Source organism: Sphingomonas sp. P3_C5 (assembly GCF_056402635.1).
In genome coordinates this window covers 845,451-868,256 of the sequence record NZ_JBFUHA010000001.1, presented here as the reverse complement: position 1 = coordinate 868,256, position 22,806 = coordinate 845,451, and the positions used below count along the sequence as shown (strand labels likewise).

25 protein-coding genes are annotated in these 22,806 nt (G+C 64.5%); 13 read left to right on the top strand and 12 right to left on the bottom strand.

From position 1 onward, the window contains the following. Positions 1–23: 23 nt before the first annotated feature. The 4 genes from AC1DVS_RS04190 to glmM form a co-directional block, all read right to left on the bottom strand. The gene (locus tag AC1DVS_RS04190) at positions 24–638 is read right to left on the bottom strand and encodes a ribonuclease HII (protein ID WP_478020512.1); all 615 of its coding nucleotides are present in this window, start codon (positions 636–638) and stop codon (positions 24–26) included. Continuing rightward, positions 623–1,753: a bifunctional hydroxymethylpyrimidine kinase/phosphomethylpyrimidine kinase gene (thiD, locus tag AC1DVS_RS04185; RefSeq protein ID WP_478020510.1), complete on the bottom strand. Its 1,131-nt coding sequence runs from the start codon at positions 1,751–1,753 to the stop codon at positions 623–625. The genes AC1DVS_RS04190 and thiD overlap by 16 nt, the downstream gene beginning before the upstream one ends. Before the next feature lie 262 nt (positions 1,754–2,015). After that, entirely contained in the window at positions 2,016–2,246 is a 231-nt protein-coding gene (locus AC1DVS_RS04180) for a DUF1272 domain-containing protein (protein ID WP_478020508.1), read from the bottom strand. 49 nt (positions 2,247–2,295) lie between these two features. Beyond that, the gene (gene glmM, locus AC1DVS_RS04175) at positions 2,296–3,636 is read right to left on the bottom strand and encodes a phosphoglucosamine mutase (protein WP_478020506.1); all 1,341 of its coding nucleotides are present in this window, start codon (positions 3,634–3,636) and stop codon (positions 2,296–2,298) included. A gap of 74 nt (positions 3,637–3,710) precedes the next feature. Here glmM and AC1DVS_RS04170 point away from each other — a divergent pair, with 74 nt between their 5' ends. Further along, positions 3,711–4,973, top strand: coding sequence for a dicarboxylate/amino acid:cation symporter (locus tag AC1DVS_RS04170; protein WP_478020504.1), 1,263 nt, complete (start codon positions 3,711–3,713; stop codon positions 4,971–4,973). A 756-nt stretch (positions 4,974–5,729) separates the two neighbouring features. Here AC1DVS_RS04170 and AC1DVS_RS04165 read toward each other — a convergent pair. The 6 genes from AC1DVS_RS04165 to AC1DVS_RS04140 form a co-directional block, all read right to left on the bottom strand. After that, positions 5,730–6,353 carry a class I SAM-dependent methyltransferase gene (locus AC1DVS_RS04165; RefSeq protein ID WP_478020502.1) on the bottom strand — a complete coding sequence of 208 codons (624 nt, stop codon included), beginning with the start codon at positions 6,351–6,353 and terminating at the stop codon, positions 5,730–5,732. A 23-nt stretch (positions 6,354–6,376) separates the two neighbouring features. Then, positions 6,377–7,612, bottom strand: coding sequence for a BtaA family protein (locus AC1DVS_RS04160; protein WP_478020500.1), 1,236 nt, complete (start codon positions 7,610–7,612; stop codon positions 6,377–6,379). A gap of 252 nt (positions 7,613–7,864) precedes the next feature. Then, a complete protein-coding gene (locus AC1DVS_RS04155) occupies positions 7,865–8,422 on the bottom strand; it encodes a fasciclin domain-containing protein (RefSeq protein ID WP_478020498.1) in 558 nt (185 codons plus the stop codon). A 93-nt stretch (positions 8,423–8,515) separates the two neighbouring features. Then, the gene (locus AC1DVS_RS04150) at positions 8,516–9,259 is read right to left on the bottom strand and encodes an anti-sigma factor (protein WP_478020496.1); all 744 of its coding nucleotides are present in this window, start codon (positions 9,257–9,259) and stop codon (positions 8,516–8,518) included. Next, entirely contained in the window at positions 9,256–9,840 is a 585-nt protein-coding gene (locus tag AC1DVS_RS04145; protein ID WP_478020494.1) for a sigma-70 family RNA polymerase sigma factor, read from the bottom strand. The genes AC1DVS_RS04150 and AC1DVS_RS04145 overlap by 4 nt, the downstream gene beginning before the upstream one ends. 66 nt (positions 9,841–9,906) lie before the next feature. Then, complete coding sequence (locus AC1DVS_RS04140; RefSeq protein WP_478020492.1) at positions 9,907–10,482, bottom strand: DUF1579 domain-containing protein; 576 nt, start codon at positions 10,480–10,482, stop codon at positions 9,907–9,909. A 55-nt stretch (positions 10,483–10,537) separates the two neighbouring features. Here AC1DVS_RS04140 and AC1DVS_RS04135 point away from each other — a divergent pair, with 55 nt between their 5' ends. The 7 genes from AC1DVS_RS04135 (at position 10,538) to rpsD (ending at position 15,591) form a co-directional block, all read left to right on the top strand. Beyond that, positions 10,538–11,392, top strand: coding sequence for a LytTR family DNA-binding domain-containing protein (locus AC1DVS_RS04135; protein ID WP_478020490.1), 855 nt, complete (start codon positions 10,538–10,540; stop codon positions 11,390–11,392). Positions 11,393–11,504: 112 nt separating this feature from the next. Continuing rightward, the gene (rpiB, locus tag AC1DVS_RS04130) at positions 11,505–11,957 is read left to right on the top strand and encodes a ribose 5-phosphate isomerase B (RefSeq protein WP_478020488.1); all 453 of its coding nucleotides are present in this window, start codon (positions 11,505–11,507) and stop codon (positions 11,955–11,957) included. Beyond that, complete coding sequence (gene glyA, locus AC1DVS_RS04125) at positions 11,954–13,270, top strand: serine hydroxymethyltransferase (protein WP_478020486.1); 1,317 nt, start codon at positions 11,954–11,956, stop codon at positions 13,268–13,270. Before rpiB ends, glyA begins: the two co-directional genes overlap by 4 nt. Before the next feature lie 4 nt (positions 13,271–13,274). Further along, positions 13,275–13,595, top strand: a complete 321-nt coding sequence (locus AC1DVS_RS04120; protein WP_478020485.1) for a PIN domain-containing protein — start codon at positions 13,275–13,277, stop codon at positions 13,593–13,595. Positions 13,596–13,599: 4 nt separating this feature from the next. After that, positions 13,600–14,061: a transcriptional regulator NrdR gene (gene nrdR / locus AC1DVS_RS04115; RefSeq protein WP_478020484.1), complete on the top strand. Its 462-nt coding sequence runs from the start codon at positions 13,600–13,602 to the stop codon at positions 14,059–14,061. Next, entirely contained in the window at positions 14,058–14,798 is a 741-nt protein-coding gene (locus AC1DVS_RS04110; protein WP_478020482.1) for an RNA methyltransferase, read from the top strand. The genes nrdR and AC1DVS_RS04110 overlap by 4 nt, the downstream gene beginning before the upstream one ends. Before the next feature lie 178 nt (positions 14,799–14,976). Further along, positions 14,977–15,591, top strand: coding sequence for a 30S ribosomal protein S4 (gene rpsD / locus AC1DVS_RS04105; RefSeq protein ID WP_478020480.1), 615 nt, complete (start codon positions 14,977–14,979; stop codon positions 15,589–15,591). 55 nt (positions 15,592–15,646) lie between these two features. On the opposite strand, the gene AC1DVS_RS04100 is transcribed toward rpsD, so the two are convergent. After that, positions 15,647–17,620, bottom strand: a complete 1,974-nt coding sequence (locus tag AC1DVS_RS04100; RefSeq protein ID WP_478020478.1) for a S9 family peptidase — start codon at positions 17,618–17,620, stop codon at positions 15,647–15,649. A 178-nt stretch (positions 17,621–17,798) separates the two neighbouring features. On the opposite strand from AC1DVS_RS04100, the gene AC1DVS_RS04095 reads away from it, so the two are divergent. The 5 genes from AC1DVS_RS04095 (at position 17,799) to AC1DVS_RS04075 (ending at position 22,151) form a co-directional block, all read left to right on the top strand. Continuing rightward, positions 17,799–19,427, top strand: a complete 1,629-nt coding sequence (locus tag AC1DVS_RS04095) for a M28 family metallopeptidase (protein ID WP_478020476.1) — start codon at positions 17,799–17,801, stop codon at positions 19,425–19,427. After that, positions 19,424–20,395, top strand: coding sequence for an agmatine deiminase family protein (locus tag AC1DVS_RS04090; RefSeq protein WP_478020474.1), 972 nt, complete (start codon positions 19,424–19,426; stop codon positions 20,393–20,395). The genes AC1DVS_RS04095 and AC1DVS_RS04090 overlap by 4 nt, the downstream gene beginning before the upstream one ends. 40 nt (positions 20,396–20,435) lie before the next feature. Beyond that, a complete protein-coding gene (gene aguB, locus AC1DVS_RS04085) occupies positions 20,436–21,284 on the top strand; it encodes an N-carbamoylputrescine amidase (protein ID WP_478020472.1) in 849 nt (282 codons plus the stop codon). Then, positions 21,284–21,619: a hypothetical protein gene (locus AC1DVS_RS04080; RefSeq protein WP_478020470.1), complete on the top strand. Its 336-nt coding sequence runs from the start codon at positions 21,284–21,286 to the stop codon at positions 21,617–21,619. Before aguB ends, AC1DVS_RS04080 begins: the two co-directional genes overlap by 1 nt. Positions 21,620–21,758: 139 nt before the next feature. Further along, positions 21,759–22,151 carry a GFA family protein gene (locus AC1DVS_RS04075; RefSeq protein ID WP_478020469.1) on the top strand — a complete coding sequence of 131 codons (393 nt, stop codon included), beginning with the start codon at positions 21,759–21,761 and terminating at the stop codon, positions 22,149–22,151. 323 nt (positions 22,152–22,474) lie between these two features. Here AC1DVS_RS04075 and AC1DVS_RS04070 read toward each other — a convergent pair whose 3' ends face one another. After that, the gene (locus tag AC1DVS_RS04070) at positions 22,475–22,756 is read right to left on the bottom strand and encodes a hypothetical protein (protein ID WP_478020467.1); all 282 of its coding nucleotides are present in this window, start codon (positions 22,754–22,756) and stop codon (positions 22,475–22,477) included. Positions 22,757–22,806: the final 50 nt, after the last annotated feature.

The window sequence follows — 22,806 nt, the reverse complement described above, 5'->3', positions numbered from 1 at the left end:
AGACTCATTGATCCAGATAAGCGCTATAAATCGAGCCAGGCCTGGGCGACCGGTGCAAAACTGCGCCGGTGCAGCGGCGAGGGCCCGTGTTCGCGCAGTGCATCGAGATGCGCGCGGCAGGCATAGCCCTTGTTCGAATGCCAGCCATAGAGCGGATGCGTCTGGGCATGGGCGATCATGATCGTGTCGCGGGTGTGCTTGGCAATGATCGAGGCCGCGGCGATCGACAGCGAGATCGCATCGCCCGAAACGATCGCGGTCGCCTGATGAGTCCAGCGCGGGAGGCGGTTGCCGTCGACCAGCACATGCGCCGGCAGCAGGCCGAGCGCGTCGACCGCAAGCGTCATCGCCTTCATCGTCGCCCAATAGATGTTGAGCCGGTCGATCTCGTCGGCCTCGACAATGCCGACGCCGACAATCGCGCAATCGCGGAGCCGGTCATGGAGGCGGGCGCGCTCGGCAGCGGAAAGCTTCTTCGAATCGTCGATCCCGCGCGGTACGCCTTTGGCGGGAAGGATCACCGCCGCTGCGACGACGGGCCCTGCGAGCGGCCCGCGCCCGGCTTCGTCGACCCCGGCGACGGGGGCGAGGCAGAGCTTTTCATGTTTCAGGGAAGGCCGGGTCACGCCAGCCGCCATGGCGGAAAGCGGCGATTCTCGCCAGCCTGATAGAGGCAGACCGCATTGCCGGCGGGATCAGCGAGACGGGCTTCGCGCCAGCCCCAGTTTTCCAGCGTGGGATTGGAGATGGCGACGTCTGCCGCGCGCAGCCGTGCGACGATGGCATCGAGGTCGCCGCATTCGAGGAAGACTACTGGCTTGCCGGCAATCTCATCCGCTGTTTCGATTGAGAGAGTGCCTCCGCCGGCGCTTTCGAAGCGGGCGTAGCGCGGCGATGATTCGACGATCTGATTCAGGCCGAGCAGGCGATAGAAGGCGGCGCTTGCCTCGTAATCGGTCATCGGCAGGGTGATCTGGTTGAGCATTGGCTGGCCCAGGTCATTATCGAGCCTGACCGTCTGATGCCCCATCGGGCCGTGGCCTGCGCCAAATCCGGGTGCGTCGTGGAGCGCGAGCCGGACGAAGATGCGCGCGCGCCCCACCGCGTTGGACAGGCTCATGCCGCGCCCAAGCCCTGTGGCGACAGCGCTCGCCAGCGTGCAACCCGTGCCGTGGTTGTGGTACGTCGGGATTCGGGGATCGGCCCAGCGAACTTCACTTCCGTCAGCGAGGATCAGTCGGTCGACAATCTCGTCGCTCTCGCCGTGCCCCCCTTTGACGAGGAGCGCGGCACAACCGGCCCGCACTGCGGCCTCGCCGCCGAGCGCCACCAGTTCGGGCAGATTCGGCGTGGTCACCGTTGCGATCCGCATCAGCCGTGCAAACGCGGCGATGGTCGCGTCATCGGAAAGCAGGGCCCCGCTCGTCGCCACCATCACCGGGTCGAACACGATCGGGATGCCAGGCATCGCCTCGAGCCGATCCGCCACCGCATGGGCGGTTTCGGCCGATCCGATCATTCCGATCTTTACGGCATCGACGCCGATATCGCTCACCACTGAATCGATCTGTGCGATCACCATGTCGGTCAGCACCGGCATCACTGCCTGCACGCCGAGCGTGTTCTGCGCGGTGATCGCGGTGATCGCCGTCATTGCGTGGCCGCCGAGCATCGTAACCGTCTTGATATCGGCCTGGATGCCGGCGCCGCCGCCCGAATCCGAGCCCGCGATGATCAGGATGCGGGGAGTCATCACTCCCCTCTCCCTTCGGGGCTCGGCCATTCACACGCATCTGCGGAACGCTGTTTCTCCCTCTCCCGGCGGGAGAGGGAAGGGGCCCATCGCGAAGCGATGGGAAGGGTGAGGGTGACTGATCGGAGCGTCTCGCCCTCAACCTCACCCCGCGCTGCTGCGCAGCTTGCCCCTCTCCTAAAAGGAGAGGGGAAGAAGGGCGCCCGCACAATGTGCGAATCTGGTGGCCCCGAAGGGAGAGGAGAGTAAGCTCGCACCGCCGTCACGCTCCGCCCTTGAACATCCGCACTGTCGAGGCCGGGTTCCGTTCCAGCGCCTTCCCGACCCGGGCCGGCCGGTCCATCAGCTCGCCGCCGCAATTGGGGCAGCGATCGTCGAGCGCTTCGGCGCAGGTCGCGCAAAAGGTGCATTCGAACGAGCAAATGAACGCGCCGGGTTCGTCGGCGAGAAGGTCCGTGCCGCAGCGTTCACAATCGGGGCGCATCTCGAGCATTGTCTTCCTTCCTTCTCTATCTTCCTTCCCTCTCGCCTACGGGAGGGAATTAACCTGCCGCCACCCGGACCGCCTCACAGATGCGGTCGACCACCTGCTCCACCTGGCCCGGATCGTCGCCCTCGGCCATCACCCGGATCACCGGCTCGGTGCCCGAGGGGCGGATCACCAGGCGGCCCTTGCCGTCGAGCTCAGCCTCAGCCTCGGCGATGACCGCCTTCACCGCCTCGGCTTCGAGCGGTTTGCCACCCGCGAAGCGGACATTCTTGAGGAGCTGCGGAAGCGGCTCGAAACGGTGGAGGATCTGGCTCGCGGGTGCGCCGACCTCGACCAGTTCGGCGAGGACCTGCAACGCCGCAACCAGGCCATCGCCGGTCGTCGCATAATCCGACAGGATGATGTGCCCGGATTGCTCGCCGCCGACATTATAGCCCTGGGCGCGCATTGCCTCGAGCACATAGCGATCCCCGACATTGGTCCGGATCAATTTGATGCCTTGAGTCGCGAGATGCCGTTCGAGCCCTAGATTCGACATCACAGTCGCGACAAGTCCGCCATTGGCCAGCCGCCCGGCGCGCGCCCAGCCGCTGGCGATCGTCGCCATCAGCTGATCGCCATCGACGACATGGCCAAGCTCGTCGACCAGGATCAATCGGTCGGCATCGCCGTCGAGCGCGATGCCAAGCGCCGCGCCGGAGGCAACGACCGTTTCGCAAAGGACATCGGGGGCAGTCGAACCGACACCGTCATTGATGTTCTTGCCGTTGGGCGTGGTGCCGATCGCGATCACATCCGCGCCGAGCTCCCACAGGGCCGAAGGCGCGACCTGATAGGCGGCACCGTTCGCGCAATCGACGACGATCTTGAGGCCATCGAGCCGGAGATGTTCCGGAAAGGTTGATTTCGCGAAATGGATATAGCGGCCCTTGGCATCGTCCACCCGTCGCGCGCGGCCAATGTCGGCGGAGGCCGCCAGCGCGACGTCGCCATCGATCAGCGCCTCGATGGCGAGCTCATCGGCGTCCGACAATTTATAGCCATCAGGCCCGAACAGCTTGATGCCGTTATCGGCATAAGGATTGTGGCTCGCCGAGATCATCACGCCGAGATCGGCGCGCATCGACTGGGTGAGCATCGCGACCGCCGGGGTCGGCATCGGCCCGAGCAGCACCACATCCATGCCGACGCTGGTGAACCCGGCGACCATCGCATTTTCGAGCATATAGCCCGAAAGCCTGGTGTCCTTGCCGATCACGACGCGGTGCTTGTGGTTGCCGCGGACGAAATGCGCGCCGGCCGCCATGCCGACCTTCATCGCCATCGCCGCCGTCATCGGGGAGAGATTGGTGGCGCCGCGAATGCCATCGGTACCGAAATATTTCCTTGCCATATCCGCGCATCCAATCCGTTATGCGATCCGTCTTATTGGCGGCCTGATAGCGCCGGAAACTTCGAAGGGCGAGCATGTCGCAAGCAACGCGTGTCCTGTCTGCCCTGGTCCTCGGCCTTGCCCTGGGCATCGGCCTCGCGACCTGGAGCGCCGGCACTGCCACCAGCGGCATCTCCATCGCCCATCCGATCGGCACCGCCTGGCTCAACGCGCTTCAGATGACTGTCGTGCCGCTGGTCGTAGCGTTGCTGATAACCGGCGTCGCCGCGACCGCCGAGGCAGCGCGGGCGGGGCGAACCACGGGACGGGCGCTTGGGCTGTTCATCGCCTTGCTGTGGTTCTTCTCCGCCTTTGCCGCCATTGTTACCCCGCTCCTGCTCCGCTGGTTTCCCCTGCCGGCCACCTCCTCGGCCGCGTTGAAGACGGCGCTGAGCGCGACAAAACCGATCGGCGATGTACCTCCCTTCTCCGAATTCATTGCCTCAATCGTGCCGAGCAACCCGATCGCCGCCGCCGCCAATGACGCCTTTCTGCCGCTGATCGTCTTCACCATGGTGTTCGCCTTCGCGCTCACGCGCCTGCCGGCGGAGCCGCGGGTGATGCTGACGAAATTCTTCCAGGCGATTGCCGATGTGATGCTGGTGATGATCGGCTGGATCCTGTGGCTGGCCCCGCTCGGGGTGTTCGCGCTTGCCTATGTGGTCGGCGCGCGCGCGGGCACGGCGGCCTTCGGCGCGCTGGTTCATTATATCCTGATCGTCTCCGGCATCGGCGTCCTGGTCTGGCTTGCGTCCTTCCCGGTCGGTGCGATCGGCGGCCGGGTCGGCCTGGCGCGGTTCGTCCGTGCGACGGTGCCCGCCCAGGCGGTCGCGATCAGCACCCAATCCTCGCTCGCCTCGTTGCCCGCGATGCTGCGCGGCGCTGAGGCGCTCGGCGTCCCAGTTGCGACCTCCGGGGTGATCCTGCCGCTCGCCGTCGCCATCTTCCGCGTGACCGGGCCGCCGATGAACCTCGCGGTGGCGATCTATGTCGCTTACTGGTTCGGCATACCGCTCGGACCGAGCCAGCTTGCGGCCGGCGTCGCGGTCGCCGCGATCACGACGATGGGCGCGGTGAGCCTGCCGGGGCAGATCAGCTATGTCAGCTCGATCGCGCCGATCTGCATCGCCATGGGCGTGCCGATCGCCCCGCTCGGCCTGCTCGTCGCGGTCGAGACCATCCCCGACATCTTCCGCACGCTGGGCAATGTGACCATGGACCTGGCGGCTACCCGAATCATTTCAGTGCGGAACGGCCCCGTTGCCGAAACCGAGGGGGACGCACTCCTCAAGTCCTGAGGCGCGGCGGAACCAAGTGAAGCCGAGCAAGGTTCATTCTCGATTCGAAGGGAGATCGAGATGGGAAAAGGGTGCCTGCTCTGGCTGCTCGGCGTGCCGATCCCGGTGATCATCGTCCTGTATCTGTTGTTCCATCACTAGGGCCGATCGACACTCAGCACTTCAGTTTGAGAGCGGGACAAGGACGTTCACGCAAAGGCGCAAAGGCGCGAAGGGCGTGCGCTGATAAGGAAGATCGCCCTTGCTTCCGATTCGACCACCCGGAAGTTGGAGGAACGAACGCCCGCCTCAGGTGAGCCCTTCGCGCCTTCGCGCCTTCGCGTGAACCCTTTACTGTGACATTGAATGTCGATCGGCCCTGGAGCGAGCTTGATTCAATCGCGCTGCGGAGTGTTGCACTATGCGAATCGGGCGCGTGCAAAGCCCGGTTTGCTCTTTGACATGACGGTCGAATCCCTCGGCGTTTCGCCCGTCCCTGTTCCTTCGAAAACGCTCCCTGTTCCGGATGCGGCTCTCCCTGTTATTTCCAACACGCTTCCCTGTTATTTCCAACACTCTCCCTGTTCCGCGAATAACAGGGAGACGTCATGCCAAGCCGCTGGAAACACTGCACGAATTTCAGCAAAAAAGCCCCGAAAAGGGCCAATAACAGGGAGAAAAATAAATTCTTCCCTGTTCCTTCCCTGTTATTGGCCAAGAACAGGGAGAAACCGCCATTCGCGGCCCTCGGCCATCGCAACGCCCCAAAGGCGAGAATCAGCTCCGGCTCAGCCGCGCTACCCAGACATAGTCGAGCCGTAGCGGCAGGAAATCAGCTTCCAACCCTTGTGCCGCCGCAATCCCTTCCACCACGTCACGCAGGGTCGCGCGGGGCGATACGTCGAATTTGGCGAGCCATGCGAACAGAAATTTGCGCCACAGACGGGGCAGTCCGTTCTGCTGGCCGAAATCGACGATGTCGAGGCGGCCGCCGGGAGCGAGCTTCGCCGCAGCCTCGCGGATCGCGCCCTTCCAGTCGGGAATCATCGACAGGGTATAGCTCTGAAAGACGCGGTCGAACGCGGGCCTGCCGAACAGGGCCTGGGCATCGAACGCTGTCGCATCGCCCTGGGCAAGCGTGATGCGGTCGCTCAGGCCCGCCTTTGCGACCTTGGCGCGCGCGGTCTCGAGCATTGCCTCGGAAATATCGATCCCGAAGAAATGCGCATCGGGCCAGGCGTGCGCCGCGACGATGAGATTGCGCCCGGTGCCGCAGCCGATTTCAAGCACGCTGCCACCCGGCGGAGGCGACAAATGGCGGATCAGCCGATCTCGTCCGAGCAGATAATATTTGCGGGTCAGATCATAGAAATGGCGCTGCGTCCGGTAGATCGCATCCATCTGCCCGGCATGATTGTCGCTGCTCAGGCGCCTTCCCCCAGCACATAGAGATGAACGCCGCCATAGATCGAGGAGCGATCCCGCCTGGTGTAATCAAGCGACTCCTCGGCGCGGTAGCCCCAGCGCGACAGGATCGCATCGGGCACGCGCCCGGGCAGGATCGTCGGCGTGCCGGCGGTGCGGAACAGCACCCGGGCGCCGGCCTTTGCGGTCCTGGTGATCTCGCTCCACAGATCGGTCAGCTGCTCGTCGGTCATCCAGTCCTGCGCGTCGAGCAGGATATAGCGATCGAGCGAGGCGTCCGGACAGGTGCGCAGATAGTCGGCGAAATTGATGTGACGCACTTCGATCCGGTCGACCCGATCGACGATCTCGTCGTAATGCTCGCGCTGCAAATAAGGCGGCAACGGCGCCGACGGCCCTTCGCCATAGCCGCGGTTGAAGGCCTGCCAGGCGAAATAATTATCCTTGAGATCGAAATCGCAGGCGAGTTTCTCGAGCCGCTCGCGCAGCACCGATGCCATCTTCTCGTCGCCGGCCAGCGCTTCATATTGGGCGGGCGGGATGCCGAGGCCAAACAGCGACGCGGGCTGGTCCGTGAGCCATTTGATGAAGCGCTTGTCGAACATCGGCGCGAATTCGCGGTCGAAGATCTCGCGCTGTTCCTCGAGCGAATTGGCCTTTAGCAGCACCTTGGGATTCAGACCGTTGAGCCGGGCGAGCAGATGCGCCACGCTGATGAAATTGCCGAGCAGACCGCGCCGATAGACGCCGTGGGCGAAGCCGCCGATGCGGCGGCGCCCGATCATGTCGCGGCCTTCCCAGTAGCGCCGCGTGACGTCGTCGAGATGCGGACGCACATAGGTGCGATAGGCGAGGATATTGGCGCGGCTGTTGGCGTTGCCGAAGAAGCGGTGGAACGCGTCATATCCGGGCAGGTGCCGCGCGGCGACCAGCTTCAATTTGTTGAGCGCGATATGCGCGGTGTTGAGATCAACCGCGGTGATCGCGCGCGGATCAGCGGTCAGATAGGAGAGCACGTTGCAACCGCCCGACGCGATCGTGACGACATGGCTGTCAGGCGTGATCGCGAGCGCCTCCATGTCGACGGCGGGATCTTCCCAGATCTGGGCATAGACCAGGCCGCGAAAGGCGAAGGTGAAGGCGCGTTCGAGCAGCCCCTGCTTCGACAGATGGTCGTGCCGATGGACAGCGGCCTTCACCGCGCGGTTCTTCTGCGATCGGCTGGCCGTGGCCATGGGGACAGTCTCCTCCCGGTTGTCGCAAGAATGGCGGCAGCGCCCCGCTAGGACAAACTCGTGACGCTTCCATGACGGTGTTGCGTCGAAATGAAAAGGACCTGCCGACCCAGTAAGGGTCGGCAGGTCCCATACGCACGGCGCCGCGAAGGGGGTCGGCAGCCTGTCACTCGTCTTTCGCTCGGGAAGAAAGACGCTGCATATACGCGTGGAGACTCCAGCCGGATGCAGCGGCCGCGCAACTTTTTCGGGTCAGGGCAGCATCACAGTGTCGATCACATGGATGACGCCGTTCGACTGCATCACATTTGCAACGGTTATCTTGCCGGCATTGCCCTTGCCGTCCGCGATCGTCCAGCCGCTGGTGCCGGATTTCATGAAGGTCAGGGTCTCACCCTGAACGGTGGTGTAGCTTGCCGTGCCGCCATGCGCCCTGGCATTGGCGGCGATGTCGGCTGCGGTGATGCGACCGGGCACCACATGATAGGTCAGCACGCTGGCCAGGGTCGCCTTGTTCTCGGGCTTGAGCAGGGTATCGACGGTCCCTGCGGGCAGTTTCTCGAAGGCGGTGTTGGTCGGCGCGAAAACAGTGAATGGTCCCGCGCCCATCAGCGTTTCGACAAGCCCGGCCGCCTTGACGGCAGCGACGAGCGTCGTGTGGTCCTTCGAATTGACTGCGTTTTCGACGATGGTCTTTGTCGGGTACATCGCAGCGCCGCCGACCATTGGGTTGGACTTCGCCAGAGCAATCGACGAGCCGCCAAGAATGATGGCGGCGGCGGCAATGGTGGCGCGGAAGGAAGGGGTCATGGATTACTCTCCTGTACTGGCCCCGAACGGGGCACGGCACAGTTACGACGGCGCCCTCGGTAAAGACGCAGCACGAAGCAGAGTCACGACGGGTCAGACCCGGGAGAGCACGCCCTTTGCGACAACCGGCCCGGTTGGCAGACCTGTCGGAGACCCGCCGACCGGCTCGATCGAAACGGCAAGGGTGGCACCCGCGGCAAGGCGGGCGCGATTGGCGCCGCCCACGGTGAAGTACGAGGCGCCCGATGTCTTCAGCAGCCCAAGCGAATGCGGCACACCGTCGCCGGCGATCACCCAGAGCTCCGCGCTGCGGTCGGCATCGGCGAGCGTGGCCGCCGTCAGCCGCAGGGCAGCCGAGTTGGGGTCGTAAAGCGCTGTCACCGGCGCGCCGGCCTTGCCTCTGTCGATCGACGCGACCAGCACCGGTGCGCGCGCTACGGCGACTGGCACCGGTTGCTGCGCGGGGCCGGGCACCGGCACCGGGCGCATGACGATCACCACCAGCATCGCAGCGGCGGCGACGCTCGACAGCCCCGCCGCCACTGGCCAGAAAAGGCTGCGTTTCGCCGCTACCGGCGGTGCCGCCGGCACTGCATCCGCGCCGTCGATCGTCCGCTCGACCCGCCCGAGTACGCCGGACGGCGCATCCATAGCAGGCCAAAGATCGAACAGCTGCGCGAGATGTGCGCGCCAGCGTTCAACGTCCTGCGCGAAGCCATGCTCGGCCAGCATGCGGCGAAGTGCGTGCGCCCGCTCCTCCCCCTCAAGCAAGCCGAGCGCGAGTTCGGCCGCGGCCATGTCGGGGATGTCATCATCGAGGGCAATTTCGTCACTCATCCCTCAAGGCAGGCCTTGAGCTTGGCAAGGCCACGACGGACCCAGCTTTTCATCGTGCCGAGCGGCACATTCTGCCGTTCGGCGAGCTCCGCATAGGTGACGCCATCGAAAAAGGCGGTGCGGATCGCTGCGCGCTGGTTTTCTTCCAGCCCGTCGAGGCAGCCGTGCAGCAGGTGCGATGCCTCGTCCGCCAGCATCGTTTCGCTGGCCAGCGGAGCCTCATCGAGAATCGGCGGGGCGTCCTCGATCGGGCTCGAACGGCGCACGGCCTGGGCGCGGCGCCAGTCGATCGACCGGTTGCGGGCAATCGTCGCGAGCCAGGTGATCGGGCTCGCCCGGTGCGGCTCATAGGCGCCGGCCCGTTTCCAGATCGTCAGATACACGTCGTGCAACACATCTTCAGCAGCCTGCCTTTCACCGCAGATACGGTAGCAGATGCCAAAAAGCTTCGCCGAGGTGAGCGCATAGAGATCACGGAATGCCGAGCGGTCCTCATCCCCGGTACCGACCAGCGCCGCGACGAGGCGCGCACGCGGATCGGACGCAAGAGCGCCGGAAGTGGCCGAGGATGAATCCGTCATGGTGCCGAAGCTAGCGCGCTCCGGGGGTGCACGGCAATCCCGCGCACCCAAACCGAATGGTCACCTTTATTTAGGTGCCATCCCGCCGGCGCCCGGCCATGCACTGTCGCCGACGCGCGTCAGCATCATGTCGAAGAAGCGCTGCGGTGGCTGGCCGGGGACGATCCGATCGCCGACCTCGTGCCAGGCCGTTCCATTGAACGTCGCGGTGTAGCGGATCGTCATCGGCCCGGCCGGTATCTCCCAGACATAGCCGTCCGCCGTCGGCGCCAGCTTGAAATCGCCGGCACGGCCTTGCGCATAGGAATGCAGCGCATAGGCGTTGGTCGCGGGATCATAGGACAGGATACCAAAGGCATTGAAGCCGGTCGTACCGTCCGGATTGAAGCCCTTGCCTTCCATCACCCGGATGGTGCCGCCGAGCATGGTACCGATCCGCTCGGTCTGGGTTACCTTGTGCTCGCCGGTGGGCGTCATCGTCGCGGCGGGGCCGCGCCAGGTGCCGTCCATCCAGCTGAGCTTCGCGATAGCCGCGCGCTGGGCCTCGAGCGTGGCGGGATCAGCCACCTGCGCCACCGCGCCGGATAGCGGCGTCATCGTGATGATCAGCGCGGCGGTCCGGGTCCAAAAGTGTCTCGTCACGTGTCAGCTCCTTTGTGTCATTGCGTGGGGGCCGTCGTGGTGGCAGCTTCGCGCCATGCCCGTCCTGCGCCCCGCTTCCCCGCATCCGGCTTCCGTCATGCCGCGCGCTTCCGGCAACACGGGTTTCGCGAAGCGCGCTCGAAAGTTCGCGAATCGCGTCGCCGCCCTGCCGGGCTTCCCGATCCTGCCCGTTGCCGGCTTTGCCGCCGCGATGCTGATGATCATCGTCGGCGCTTTCGGCACCGGGCAAATGCCGCTGGCGATGCGCGCGGGATTCTGGGGCGTGCTGCTCGGCTGGAATATTCTGAAGTGGCAGATCTGGTTCGCGCTGCTTGTGCGCCGCCCCACTGACTGGCCGCGCGCGAGCGCGATCGGGGCGGTGGTTCTCAACCTGCCGCTGCCGTTCGAGATCGCGCTCAGCCTTCGCCTCTTCGGCATCGACGATTCGCCTGGCCTGGCGCAGACCTGGGTCGAGGCGCTCGCGATCAGCATGGTCGTGTTCCTCGTGCTGGTCATTGCGGGCGTCCGCAGGCGAGCGGCGCCCGTCCCCGCGGTTACCACCCCGCCCGTCATCGTGCCGGATGGCCTGCTTGCGCGTGCCGGGATCACCGATCCGGCTGCGCTGCAGGCGATCGAGGCGGAGGATCATTATTGCCGGCTGCATCTGGCGGGCGGGCGGAGCGTGCTGGTCCTCCACCGGTTCGGCGACGCGCTCAAGGAAGTCGCCAGTTTCGACGGTGCGCAAGTCCATCGCGGCGCCTGGGTCGCGGCGCGGGACGTCGCCGGTGCCGAGCGCGACGGGCGCCGCTGGCTGCTCCTATTGGCGGACGGCGCCCGTATTCCGGTCAGCGCGCGCTTTACGAAAATCGCCCGCTCACGGGGGTGGCTTCGGCTCCGTCGAGCTCCCTGATTCATGTTTCTGTGACTCTTTTTCGACAAGAGCACACCAGCCCGGTGGCGTTCGGTGCGCGCTTTGCGTAAAGGCCGCCGCATCCGCTTTCGCCGAGAAGGAGCGCAGCCCAATGCGCATCGCCATCGCTTCCGACCATGCCGCCTTCGCGCTGAAGGACTTGCTGTCCGCATGGCTGAGCGATGAGGGCCATGAGGTGCGCGATCTCGGCCCGCATTCGGACGCAAGGGTCGATTATCCCGATTACGGCTTTGCGCTTGCCGAGGCGGTCGCGGCGGGCGAGGCCGAGCGCGGCATTGCTCTGTGCGGTTCGGGCATCGGCATTTCGATCGCGGTCAACCGCCACCCCGCCGCACGCTGTGCGCTGGTCGGCGAGCCGCTATCCGCCGCACTCGCCCGCGAGCATAACGACGCCAATATCCTCGCCATGGGCGCCCGCCTGACCGGCGAGGACATGGCCAAGGCCTGTATCACCGCTTTCCTGGCCACCGATTTCGCCGGTGGCCGCCACGCCCCCCGCGTCGACAAGCTCGGCGCCCCCAGCTTCGCGAAGGAACCCGCATGAGCACCAACCCCCGCACCCTGAACGACGTCCAGCCTGACGGCTTCTTCACCCGCGGCCTTGCCGAGGCCGATCCGGCCGTGTTCGGCGGCGTCACCCATGAGCTGAAGCGCGAGCAGACCCAGATCGAGCTGATCGCCAGCGAGAATATCGTCTCTAAGGCAGTATTGCAGGCGCAAGGATCCGTCTTCACCAACAAATATGCGGAAGGCTATCCGGGCAAGCGCTATTATCAGGGCTGCGAGCCTTCGGACGAGGTCGAGCAACTCGCCATCGACCGGGCGAAGCAATTGTTCGATTGCGGCTTTGCCAATGTCCAGCCGCACTCGGGCGCGCAGGCGAACGGCGCGGTGATGCTCGCGCTGACCAGGCCGGGCGATACGATCATGGGGCTGAGCCTCGATGCCGGCGGGCATCTGACTCACGGCGCCAAGGCCGCGATGTCGGGCAAATGGTTCAACGCAGTCCAGTACGGCGTCGATCCGGTCACGCATCTGATCGATTTCGACGAGGTCGCCAGGCTTGCGCGCGAGCACAAGCCCAAGCTGATCATCACCGGCGGCTCGGCCTATCCGCGCCAGATCGATTTCGCGAAGTTCCGCGCGATCGCAGACGAGGTCGGGGCTTTGTTCATGGTCGACATGGCGCATTTCGCCGGGATTGTGGCGGGCGGCCTGCACCCTTCGCCGCTGCCGTTCGCCGATGTCGTGACGACCACGACCCACAAGACTTTGCGCGGTCCGCGCGGTGGCATGGTGCTGACCAACAACGAGGCGATCGCCAAGAAGATCAACTCGGCGGTCTTCCCGGGCCTTCAGGGCGGGCCATTGATGCACGTGATCGCCGCCAAGGCAGTCGCCTTCGGCGAGGCGCTGCAGCCGGAATATAAGAGCTATATCGCCGCAGTCGTGGAGAATGCGAAGATCCTCGCCGCGACATTGAAGGAGCGCGGCGCTGAAGTGGTCTCGGGCGGCACCGACACGCATCTCGCGCTGATCGACCTGTCGCCGCTCGGCGTGACCGGCAAGGACGCGGATGAGGCGCTGGAGCGCGCCGGCATTACCTGCAACAAGAACGGCATCCCCAATGATCCGCTGCCGCCGACCAAGACCAGCGGCATACGGGTCGGCTCGCCCGCCGGGACGACGCGGGGCTTCGGCCCGGCCGAGTTCCGGGAAATTGGCAATATGGTCGCCGATGTGCTCGATGGCTTGCGCAAGAATGGCGAGGCCGGTGACGGCCAGGTCGAAGCGGCGGTGCGCGAACGCGTGCTCGCCTTGTGCGCGCGTTTCCCCATCTACCCTGAAGGAGTCTGATGCAATGAAGTGTCCAGCCTGTGATGCCAGCGCTCCCAAGGGTGCTCTTTTCTGCCCTCGCTGCGGTACGTCGATGACCGCCGCAACGGCACCGGAGCGGCCGATTCCCGACGCGCTCGCCGACGAGCTCCGCGCCGCCCGCGTATTCGTCGAGGATGCGGCACAGAGCGCCGTCACCGCCGTGAAAAGCGACCTCGGCACCAGCATGGCCAAGGGCGCGGCGATCGGCGCCCTGATCTCGATCCCGGTGCCGTTCGTCGGCCTAGTCGGCGGCGCCGTGGTGGGCGCGGGCGTGGCCGCCTACAAGAAGCTGACGGAGGACTGATCGCTTGCGCTGCCCTTTTTGCGGACATGAAGACAGTCAGGTAAAAGACAGCCGCCCGACCGATGACGGGGCAGCGATTCGGCGGCGGCGGCAATGCGAAGGGTGCGCGGCACGCTTCACCACCTTCGAACGCATCCAGTTGCGTGAGCTTTACGTGCTGAAAAGCGAGGAGAAGCGCGAGCCCTTCGATCGCGAGAAGCTGCTCCGCTCGGTCTCGATCGCGGCGCGCAAACGGCCGATCGATCCGGTGCGGCTGGAAAAGCTGGTTTCGGGGATCCAGCGCCAGCTCGAGACCCAGGGCGAGAATGAAGTGCCCGCAAAGCGGATCGGCGAGATGGTGATGGAGGGGCTCAAGGGCCTCGATTCAGTCGCGTACATTCGGTTTGCGAGCGTCTATAAGGACTTCCGCGAGGCACGCGATTTCGAAGAATTCGCCGGCAATGTGAACGAGGTGGGCAAGGGGTGAGCGAACGGCCGGTTCCCCTCGCGTCACCCCCCGTCATTGTCCTGGTCCGCCCCCAGCTCGGCGAGAATATCGGCAAGGCGGCGCGGGCGATGCTCAATTTCGGGCTCACCGAAATGCGGCTCGTCACGCCGCGCGACGGCTGGCCCAACCCTTCCGCGGGCCCGGCCGCGAGCGGCGCGGATATCGTGCTCGAACAGGCACGGGTGTTCGGCAGTGTCGCCGAGGCAGTCGGTGACTGTGCCCATGTCTATGCGACCACGGTGCGCAAGCGCGGAGTCACCAAGCCAGTTATCACGCCCGAGGCGGCGGGGCGCGCAATCCACGCCGCACCCGGGCGATCGGCGATCCTGTTCGGGCCCGAGCGCTCGGGATTGGAAACCGACGATGTAGCCGTGGCGCGCACGATCATCACCGTGCCTATCAACCCGGAATTCGGTTCGCTGAACCTTGCCCAGGCGGTCATTCTCGTCGCCTATGAATGGTCCAAGGGGATGAGCCTGGCCTCACCACCCGAGACCGAGCTCGATCCCCCTGCCCCGCAGGAGCATCTGGAAGGCATGCTCGCCCAGCTGAGCGGGATGCTCGAGCAGACCGGCTATTTCCATCTGCCGGACCGCGAGCCGACCGTCCGGCGGACCTTGCGGACATTGCTGACCAAGCCGGGATGGTCCGAACAGGAAGTGCGCACGTTTCGCGGAATTCTGAGCGCGCTTGCCGGGAAACGGCCCCGCACCTGAGACGTTTGCTTGACTCGCGCAGGACACCCGGCTAACCGCGCGCCTTCGCAAAAGGCCCCGCACCCCGGTGAAGCGGTGGCCCTGCCCAGATCCTCGACAGATCTACAGAGCGATGACCGGGAAGCGATCGACGCCGTCCGGCGCCGGTCTCGTTGTTGGCACTTGCAAGGAATATCACATGTCGAAGCGCTCCAGCGCCAAGTACAAGCTCGATCGCCGTATGGGCGAGAACATCTGGGGTCGTCCCAAGTCCCCGGTGAACAAGCGCGAATATGGCCCCGGCCAGCACGGCCAGCGCCGCAAGGGCAAGGTCTCCGACTTCGGTATCCAGCTGCGCGCCAAGCAGAAGCTCAAGGGCTATTATGGCGACGTGACCGAGAAGCAGTTCCGGGCATGCTATACCGAAGCCGCCCGCATGAAGGGTGACACCGGCCAGAACCTGATCGGCCTGCTCGAGCAGCGTCTGGACATGATCGTCTATCGCGCCAAGTTCGCGCCGACCGTCTGGGCGGCACGCCAGCTCGTCAGCCATGGCCACATCTACGTCAATGGCGTGAAGTGCAACATCGCGTCGCGTCGCGTGTTCCCGGGCATGGAAATCACGCTGGGCACCAAGGCCAAGGAAATGGCGCTGGTGATGGAGGCGCAGAGCCTCGCCGAGCGCGACATCCCCGATTATGTCGCACCCGACGGCAACGCCAAGGTGACCTTCACGCGCGTTCCGACGCTCGACGAAGTGCCCTATCCGGTGAAGATGGAGCCGAACCTGGTCGTCGAGTTCTACTCGCGCTGATCCGGCAGCAGTCTCGCAATCAAGAAAGGGGCGGCCTCGCAAGAGGCCGCCCTTTTCATTTGGCGGTCATGCCCATGGATGCCCGCAGGAACGCATCCATCTTGTCGAGCATCTCGGCGCGGACAATACTGTCCTGAATTTGATGATCCAGATTGTGGAACTCGACGAGCTCGACCCGCTTTCCCGCGCTCTTCAAACGCGATGCCATCATGCGCGATTCCCCGATGCCCACGGTACGATCACGATCGCCGTGGAACATCAGTACGGGCGCAGTGATCCGGTCGACATTCTGTGCCGGAGAGCCTTCCCGAACCTGCGGGCCATGGCCAATATAGGCATCTACGAGAATGTGGTTCGAAAAGTTCAGCGACTCATTGCGCAATGTTTCGAGATCCGTGACCGGCGCAACCGCCACGATTGCCTTGAACAAATTGGGATCAAGCACGGCTGACTGTAGCGCGGCATATCCCCCATAGGACCAGCCGAGGATGGCGAGCTTGTTCGGGTCGGCGATTCCCTGTTTCGCCAGCCAGCGCCCGCCGTCGTTGACGTCGCCGATCGCTACTCTCCATGATTTGAAGCCATTCTGCCGGAACCAGCTCGAGCCATAGCCGGTCGAACCGCGGTAATTCGGCTGCAGCACCGCATAACCACGGTTAGCGAAGAATTGTGCAAGCCAGTCGAAACCCCATTCATCGCGGTCTCCGGGGCCGCCATGTGGCATCACAATGGTTGGCAGGTTCTTGCCATCGCTTCCCGGCGGGAGGGTCAGATATCCGGGAATCTGCGTCCCGTCAGCGGCGCTGTAGGTGATGGCCTTGACGGTCGCGAGCTGCGTTTGGAGAAGTTGCGGCCGCACCGGAAGCACTTCCGCCATCTGTTTGGTCGCCTTGTCGAGGAGATAATAGCGCCCGGGGTCAACGTCGCTGCCAGCGAACAATAACAGCTTGGTTTCGTCAGCGCTCGCATCGACAAATGCGACCAGAGGCAAGTTGGGAAGAGCCCGTGAGAGCGACGCGGCGAGTTTCTTGAGCTCGGGATCGAAGAACTCGATCTGGCGCCGCTCCGTAGCGAAGCTTGCGCCGATGACGCGCGCGCTACGGCCGATCCGGATGAGCGAATCTATGTCGACATCAGGCCGGGCAAGCACAAGATCGCGCTTGGCGCTGCCGTCCAGCGCGATCGCGTAAAGCGCGGTGTGCCCGCCTGCCGCATCGAAGCCGTAGACGACATTACGGTCGCGATCGACGGCGACTGGGTTAAAGCCCTCCGTCTGTCCCCCTGTCAGCTTGAGCGACCCCAGCGGAAGCCAGCTGCGGCTGCCCAATTTACGGTAAAAGTAGTTGATCTTGTCCTTGTCATACCCCGTAGTGTCGCTCGGTTGAAGGCCCATGATCCGCACGACACCATGGCCGTCGGAGATATATTCCTCGGCATCGCGTTTCGGACCTTCGACCGTCGAACGCTTCAGGCTGGCGGTATCGACCCGATCGACCCCATATCCCTCCTCTTCGCTGGCGAGATGCGTGCCTGTGGTGCGTTCGGGAACATAGGTGCGGGCCATCAGCACCGATCCCCCCGCCTCGTCGCCGAGCCAGTCGATTACATCGCCTCCACCAAGGGCCAGGCCCAGCGCTCGCGATGAATCGGCGGCGCTGAGCATCTTCAGGTTCTTGCCGTCTGAATCCATCGAGAAGAGCCGGGTGATCCCGAGCAACCCCTCGCCGCTTTGCGCTACCGCGTAGACGCCGCACACCAGCCTCGTGTTGGTGGACCACCGGCAATATCGCAATTGATCCGGCTCGCCGTCCGAGCGTGTGATCGCCTTGGGCGTACCCCCATCGACGCTGACGACGAAAAGAGCCGTTCCCCGTGCGCCCGATGGTTGGAGGAAGGCGATGGTGCGACCGTCGGGTGACAGGCTGATCTGTTGCACCTCCTCCCGGGCGCCAAAACGGGCCGCCGCTTCGCTCGTCGCGCCGGCCACTGGCTGGGCAGCGAGGCCCGCCGTCGTGGCGAGGAGCGCCACCCATATTCGAATATTCAATTGCCCACCCCGATTTCAAACAGTTACGTCCTTCAATGTAGCGCTATCGCGATTGAGGGCAACGATGTTGTCGAACCGAAATGGCTTGATCGCGAGCGACTTGCACCCGCCCGGACGGGCTGCCAGAACCCGAAGCGTTCAATCCATTCCAGGAGTCCCGATGCGCGCCCTTTTCCTGCTGCCCGCCGCGATCGCCCTTGTCGCTGCGGCGCCTGATTCGCCCGACATCCGCGTCCAGACGCTCAAGGATGTGACGAAGACCCTTTCGTCCGACAGCTTCGAGGGCCGCAAGCCGACGACGCCCGCCGAAGACAAGGCGACTGCCTATATCGTCGAGCGCTTCAAGGCTGCCGGGCTGAAGCCGGGCAACCATGGCAAATGGTTCCAGGACGTGCCCCTGGTCGAGATCGCGGCGCAGGACGTGACGCCGCTGACCTTCACCGGCGGCACCGCGCCCGTCAGCCTCGACTATCGCAAGGATATGGTGATCGCGACCTACCGCGTGACGCCGGGCATCGCGATCAAGGACAGCGACGTCGTGTTCGTCGGCTATGGCATCAACGCACCCGAGCGGGGCTGGAACGACTATGCCGGGCTCGACGTGAAGGGGAAGACGGTGGTTATCCTCGTCAACGATCCGGACTGGCAGATGACGGGCCGTGACGGACTCTTCGAGGGCCGGGCGATGACCTATTATGGCCGCTGGACCTACAAGTTCGAGGAGGCAGCGCGGCAGGGCGCAGCCGCCGCGATCATCGTCCATGATACCGAGCCTGCCGCTTATGGCTGGGGCGTGGTGCAATCGTCGTGGAGCGGGCCGCAGCTCGAGCTCGACGCGGCTGGCGACCATATGGACCAGTCCCAGGCGGTCGGCTGGATGCAGCTAGACAAGGCGAAAGAGCTGTTCGCCAGTGCCGGCAAGGATTTCGGCGCGCTGGCTGAGGCGGCGAAGCAGAAGGGCTTCAAGGCGGTTCCGCTCGGCCTGAAGGCCTCGGTTTCCTTCAGCAACACGATTCGGCGCCAGGCGTCGAAGAACGTGATCGGGATATTGCCGGGAACGTCGGCGCCCGACGACACCGTCCTCTACACAGCCCATTGGGACCATCTCGGCCACTGCACGCCGGTGAATGGCGACGATATCTGCAACGGCGCGCTCGACAATGCGAGCGGTGTCGCCGGGCTGGTGGCGCTGGCCGAGGCGCAGGCCAAGGCCGGGCCGGCCAAAAGGACGATGGCGTTCATGGCCGTGACGGCGGAGGAATCGGGGCTGCTCGGCTCGCGTTACTATGCCGAACACCCGATCTATCCGCTCGGCCGGACCGTCGGCGGGGTGAACATGGACGGGCTGAATATCGTCGGCCCGGCCCGGGACTTCGTGATCACCGGCGCGGGCAAATCCGAGCTGGAGGATCTGATCGTGCCGCTGGTCAAGGCCCAGGGCCGGGTGATCAAGCCCGAGCCCAACCCGGAACGCGGCGGCTATTTCCGCTCCGACCATTTCAGCTTCGCCAAGCTCGGCGTGCCGATGCTTGATGCCGGATCTGGAGAGGATCTGGTCAAGGGCGGCGAAGCGGCCGGCCATGCCGCGACGGTCGACTATATCGAGCACCGCTACCACAAGCCGCAGGACGAATATGTCGCGACCTGGGACTGGTCCGGCGCGGTCCAGGACCTGACCCTATATTACCGGCTCGGGCGCGAGCTTGCCGATGGCAAGGCCTGGCCGAACTGGTATCCGACCGCCGAATTCCGGGCGATCCGCGACAAGAGCAGAGCTGAAACCAAGTGACCAACATTACACCGGCACCCGAATGGGCGCCGCACGAGGCGGTGTGGATCGGCTTTCCGAGTCATCCCGAACTGTGGGAGGATGATCTCGAACCGGCGCGTGCCGAGGTGGTGGCGTTCGCGCGCGCGGTTCACGCCGGCGGCCGGGGCGAGCGCGTGCTGCTCGTTGCCGCGGATGAGGAGGCGGCAAACGCCGCACGGGCCATGGCTGGCGATAGTGCCGAGATCGTGACCGAGCCGTTCGGCGATATTTGGCTGCGGGACACAGCCGCGATCATCGCCGGTGATGGCCGCGCGCGCGATTTCCGGTTCAACGGCTGGGGCGGCAAATATGATCTGCCCGGCGACGACAGTATCGGCCATCGGCTGGCGGCGCGGCGCGGAATCGCGGACGAGGCGCGCGACTGGATCCTCGAGGGCGGGGCGATCGATGGCGACGGCACAGGGCTGGTCGTCACCACCGAGCAGTGCCTGCTCAACCCCAATCGCAACTCCAGCCTGTCGCGCGCCGATATCGAGGCGCGGTTGGCGGCGGATCTTGGCTATACCAGGGTGATCTGGCTCGGCGAGGGTCTGATGCACGATCATACCGACGGCCATGTCGACAATCTCGCGCGGTTCGTGGCGCCGGGGCGGCTGGCGATCCCTGTGCCCGCCGAGGATGATCCGAACGGCCAGGTCTATCTCCAGGCAGCGCGCGACGCCGCCGGGCATGATGTAGAGATCGTAAGCCTTCCTTCGCCCGGGCGGGTGCTGCGCGACGGGGAGATCATCCCGGCCAGCTATATGAACTTCTACATCGGCAACGCAGCTGTGGTCGTGCCGCAATATGGCGCCGCCAATGATGCGGCGGCAGTCGCTGCAATCCAGGCTCTGTTTCCGGACCGGGTGGCGGTCGGCCTTCATGCCGATGCGATCCTGACCGGTGGCGGCAGCTTCCATTGCATCAGCCAGCAGATTCCCGCCTGAGGGGTGCCGTTCCGCTGCGAAAACCGCTAAGGGGCCGCGCATGACCGAACTCACTGTCGCCGCGCTCCAGCTCGCCTTCTCCAACGACATGGCCGCGAACATCGCGCATGTCTCAGACCTCGTACGCGAGGCCGCGGCCAAGGGCGCTCAGGTGATCCTGCCGCCCGAATTGTTCGAGGGCGAATATTTCTGCCGGGTCGAGGACGAGGGCCTGTTCGCCAACGCCAAGCCGGTCGGCGAGCATCAGGCGGTGCTGGCGATGCGGAAGCTCGCGGCCGAGCTCGGCGTCTATATCCCGACCAGCTTCTTCGAATCCGATGGGCCGCATCACTATAACAGCCTGGCGATGATCGGCCCCGATGGCGGCGTGATGGGCGTCTATCGCAAGAGCCATATCCCGGACGGCCCGGGCTATGAGGAGAAATTCTACTTCCGCCCCGGCAATACCGGCTTCAAGGTATGGCCCGGGCCATCAGCGACGCTCGGCGTGGGCGTGTGCTGGGACCAATGGTATCCCGAAACGGCGCGCGCGATGATGCTGATGGGCGCGGAGATCCTGTTCTACCCGACCGCGATCGGCAGCGAGCCGCATGATGCCGATCTCGATACCTCCCGCCTGTGGCGCCGCGCGATGATCGGTCATGCCGTGTCGAACGTCGTGCCGGTGGTCGCGGCCAACCGGATCGGTACTGAGCATGGCCAGCATTTTTACGGGCACAGCTTCATCACTGACGAGCGCGGCGACCTGATCGCTGAGTTCGGCGCTGACGAAACCGGCGTGCTGGTGGCGACGCTCGATCTCGACCGGGTGAAGCGCCACCGCGCCGCCTTCGGTTTCTTTCGCGATCGTCGGCCGGAGCTTTATGGGCGGCTTGTGGAGGATATCTGATGCTCATCAGAGCCTCTATCGTTCGATGGTATAGCGACGATAATCCGGGCTTTGTCGAATGCCGTTTGACCGATCGCTTCGGCAAGGAGTGGGTCTTTGTCGAAAAGCTGCCGGTCGTTTCTTCGGATAATTTGGACAGCAAATCCTCTTATCCCCAGCCGGCCTGGATCGCTTGCGAGATTGTTTCACATGGCCGCGACGACGTGAATCGCGAGATTGTCGAAGTGGACACCGAACTCCCATGGGGAGTCTGGTCGGTTGATGATGTGAGCCGCTTTCACCTGTTCCGGGACCAGCTTGCAGAGAGACCCGCCTGGATGGGTGGACAGAGCTGAAGGACAGTTTGACGACACATACCGGGCGCGTTGATCGACGATCTTTACCGGGCAAGCGTCACCGCGCCACCTTCGGCTTTTTCTGGATCGCCGGCCCATCTGTACGGCTGGTCGGGGATATCTGAACGGAGGTCAGGGCATGAAGGTCGAAGGCGCCTGCCATTGCGGCAATATCCGGTACGAGGCCGAGGTCGATCCCGAAACTGTCGGCATCTGCCATTGCACTGACTGCCAGACGCTGACCGGATCGGCCTATCGGGTGTCGGCGCGGGTACCTGCCGCCAGCTTTGTCCTGAGCGGCGGGCCGCCGACCGTCTATATCAAGACCGCCGACAGTGGCACGAAACGGGCCCATGCCTTCTGCCCTCTGTGCGGATCTCCGGTCTATGCGGCGGCACCGGAAAACCCGCCGACCTATTCGCTCCGCGTCGGCGCGTTGAAGCAGCGCGCCGCACTGCCACCGGTCCGGCAGATCTGGTGCGGTTCGGCGCTGCCCTGGGCGATGGACATCACGGAGATTCTCCGCATCTGACCGCAAAAAGCTGGCTGTTATTCGCCGAAATTTTTTTCTGGCTGTTATGTTGGAATTTTCGCCAGATTTTCCCGTTCTGTTTCAAAGACTTGCTGAGGGTCTGGCTGTTATTGAATAACAGCCAGGTAACAGCCAGGTAACAGCCAGCAAAACAGCCATAACAGCCAACGGAACAGCCAGGTAACAGCCAGCGTCCGGGCCGAAACAGCCAGCCGGTCAATTTATCTCATCGACACTGCGAAAGAGCGGAAAAAGCACGAGCGACGGGCGCGATTATCGAGCCCGTCGAATGGCTGCCTGCACCATATTTCCGCTGGATTGAATCAACGACGCGGCGCGCCGACATCCTCGCGGACCACGACTGGCCGGCTGCAGCCATCGACGGTCCGGAGCACGCCGAGGATGAGCTTCGCCGGCGGCTCGGCCGTGAGCGGATGTGCGGTCGGGCCCGGCACCTGATCATCGGCAACGGACACCTCGGCGCTCTGACAGACCGGCTTTGCCTCGGCCGCAGGCTCCCCTTTGGGTGTCTCGGGCGCAGGGCCCGCTTTGGGTACCGGTGCTGCGGCAATCACCGCCAAGGCAAGAATTGCAACGATACGCATGGTGATGTGCTCCTCGGTGAGCGAACTTTATAGCATCATCAACCGGTAAA

What these genes read in the sequence shown, in the direction of transcription:
- AC1DVS_RS04135 (WP_478020490.1), top strand. Translation starts at nt 10,538, where the DNA reads ATGCCCGTCCTGCGCCCCGCTTCCCCGCATCCGGCTTCCGTCATGCCG.
- AC1DVS_RS04165 (WP_478020502.1), bottom strand. Translation starts at nt 6,353, where the DNA reads ATGGATGCGATCTACCGGACGCAGCGCCATTTCTATGATCTGACCCGC.
- AC1DVS_RS04145 (WP_478020494.1), bottom strand. Translation starts at nt 9,840, where the DNA reads ATGACGGATTCATCCTCGGCCACTTCCGGCGCTCTTGCGTCCGATCCG.
- AC1DVS_RS04095 (WP_478020476.1), top strand. Translation starts at nt 17,799, where the DNA reads ATGCGCGCCCTTTTCCTGCTGCCCGCCGCGATCGCCCTTGTCGCTGCG.
- AC1DVS_RS04150 (WP_478020496.1), bottom strand. Translation starts at nt 9,259, where the DNA reads ATGAGTGACGAAATTGCCCTCGATGATGACATCCCCGACATGGCCGCG.
- rpsD (WP_478020480.1), top strand. Translation starts at nt 14,977, where the DNA reads ATGTCGAAGCGCTCCAGCGCCAAGTACAAGCTCGATCGCCGTATGGGC.
- AC1DVS_RS04160 (WP_478020500.1), bottom strand. Translation starts at nt 7,612, where the DNA reads ATGGCCACGGCCAGCCGATCGCAGAAGAACCGCGCGGTGAAGGCCGCT.
- AC1DVS_RS04120 (WP_478020485.1), top strand. Translation starts at nt 13,275, where the DNA reads ATGAAGTGTCCAGCCTGTGATGCCAGCGCTCCCAAGGGTGCTCTTTTC.
- AC1DVS_RS04080 (WP_478020470.1), top strand. Translation starts at nt 21,284, where the DNA reads ATGCTCATCAGAGCCTCTATCGTTCGATGGTATAGCGACGATAATCCG.
- AC1DVS_RS04070 (WP_478020467.1), bottom strand. Translation starts at nt 22,756, where the DNA reads ATGCGTATCGTTGCAATTCTTGCCTTGGCGGTGATTGCCGCAGCACCG.
- AC1DVS_RS04155 (WP_478020498.1), bottom strand. Translation starts at nt 8,422, where the DNA reads ATGACCCCTTCCTTCCGCGCCACCATTGCCGCCGCCGCCATCATTCTT.
- glyA (WP_478020486.1), top strand. Translation starts at nt 11,954, where the DNA reads ATGAGCACCAACCCCCGCACCCTGAACGACGTCCAGCCTGACGGCTTC.
- glmM (WP_478020506.1), bottom strand. Translation starts at nt 3,636, where the DNA reads ATGGCAAGGAAATATTTCGGTACCGATGGCATTCGCGGCGCCACCAAT.
- AC1DVS_RS04075 (WP_478020469.1), top strand. Translation starts at nt 21,759, where the DNA reads ATGAAGGTCGAAGGCGCCTGCCATTGCGGCAATATCCGGTACGAGGCC.
- AC1DVS_RS04180 (WP_478020508.1), bottom strand. Translation starts at nt 2,246, where the DNA reads ATGCTCGAGATGCGCCCCGATTGTGAACGCTGCGGCACGGACCTTCTC.
- AC1DVS_RS04190 (WP_478020512.1), bottom strand. Translation starts at nt 638, where the DNA reads ATGGCGGCTGGCGTGACCCGGCCTTCCCTGAAACATGAAAAGCTCTGC.
- AC1DVS_RS04170 (WP_478020504.1), top strand. Translation starts at nt 3,711, where the DNA reads ATGTCGCAAGCAACGCGTGTCCTGTCTGCCCTGGTCCTCGGCCTTGCC.
- rpiB (WP_478020488.1), top strand. Translation starts at nt 11,505, where the DNA reads ATGCGCATCGCCATCGCTTCCGACCATGCCGCCTTCGCGCTGAAGGAC.
- thiD (WP_478020510.1), bottom strand. Translation starts at nt 1,753, where the DNA reads ATGACTCCCCGCATCCTGATCATCGCGGGCTCGGATTCGGGCGGCGGC.
- aguB (WP_478020472.1), top strand. Translation starts at nt 20,436, where the DNA reads ATGACCGAACTCACTGTCGCCGCGCTCCAGCTCGCCTTCTCCAACGAC.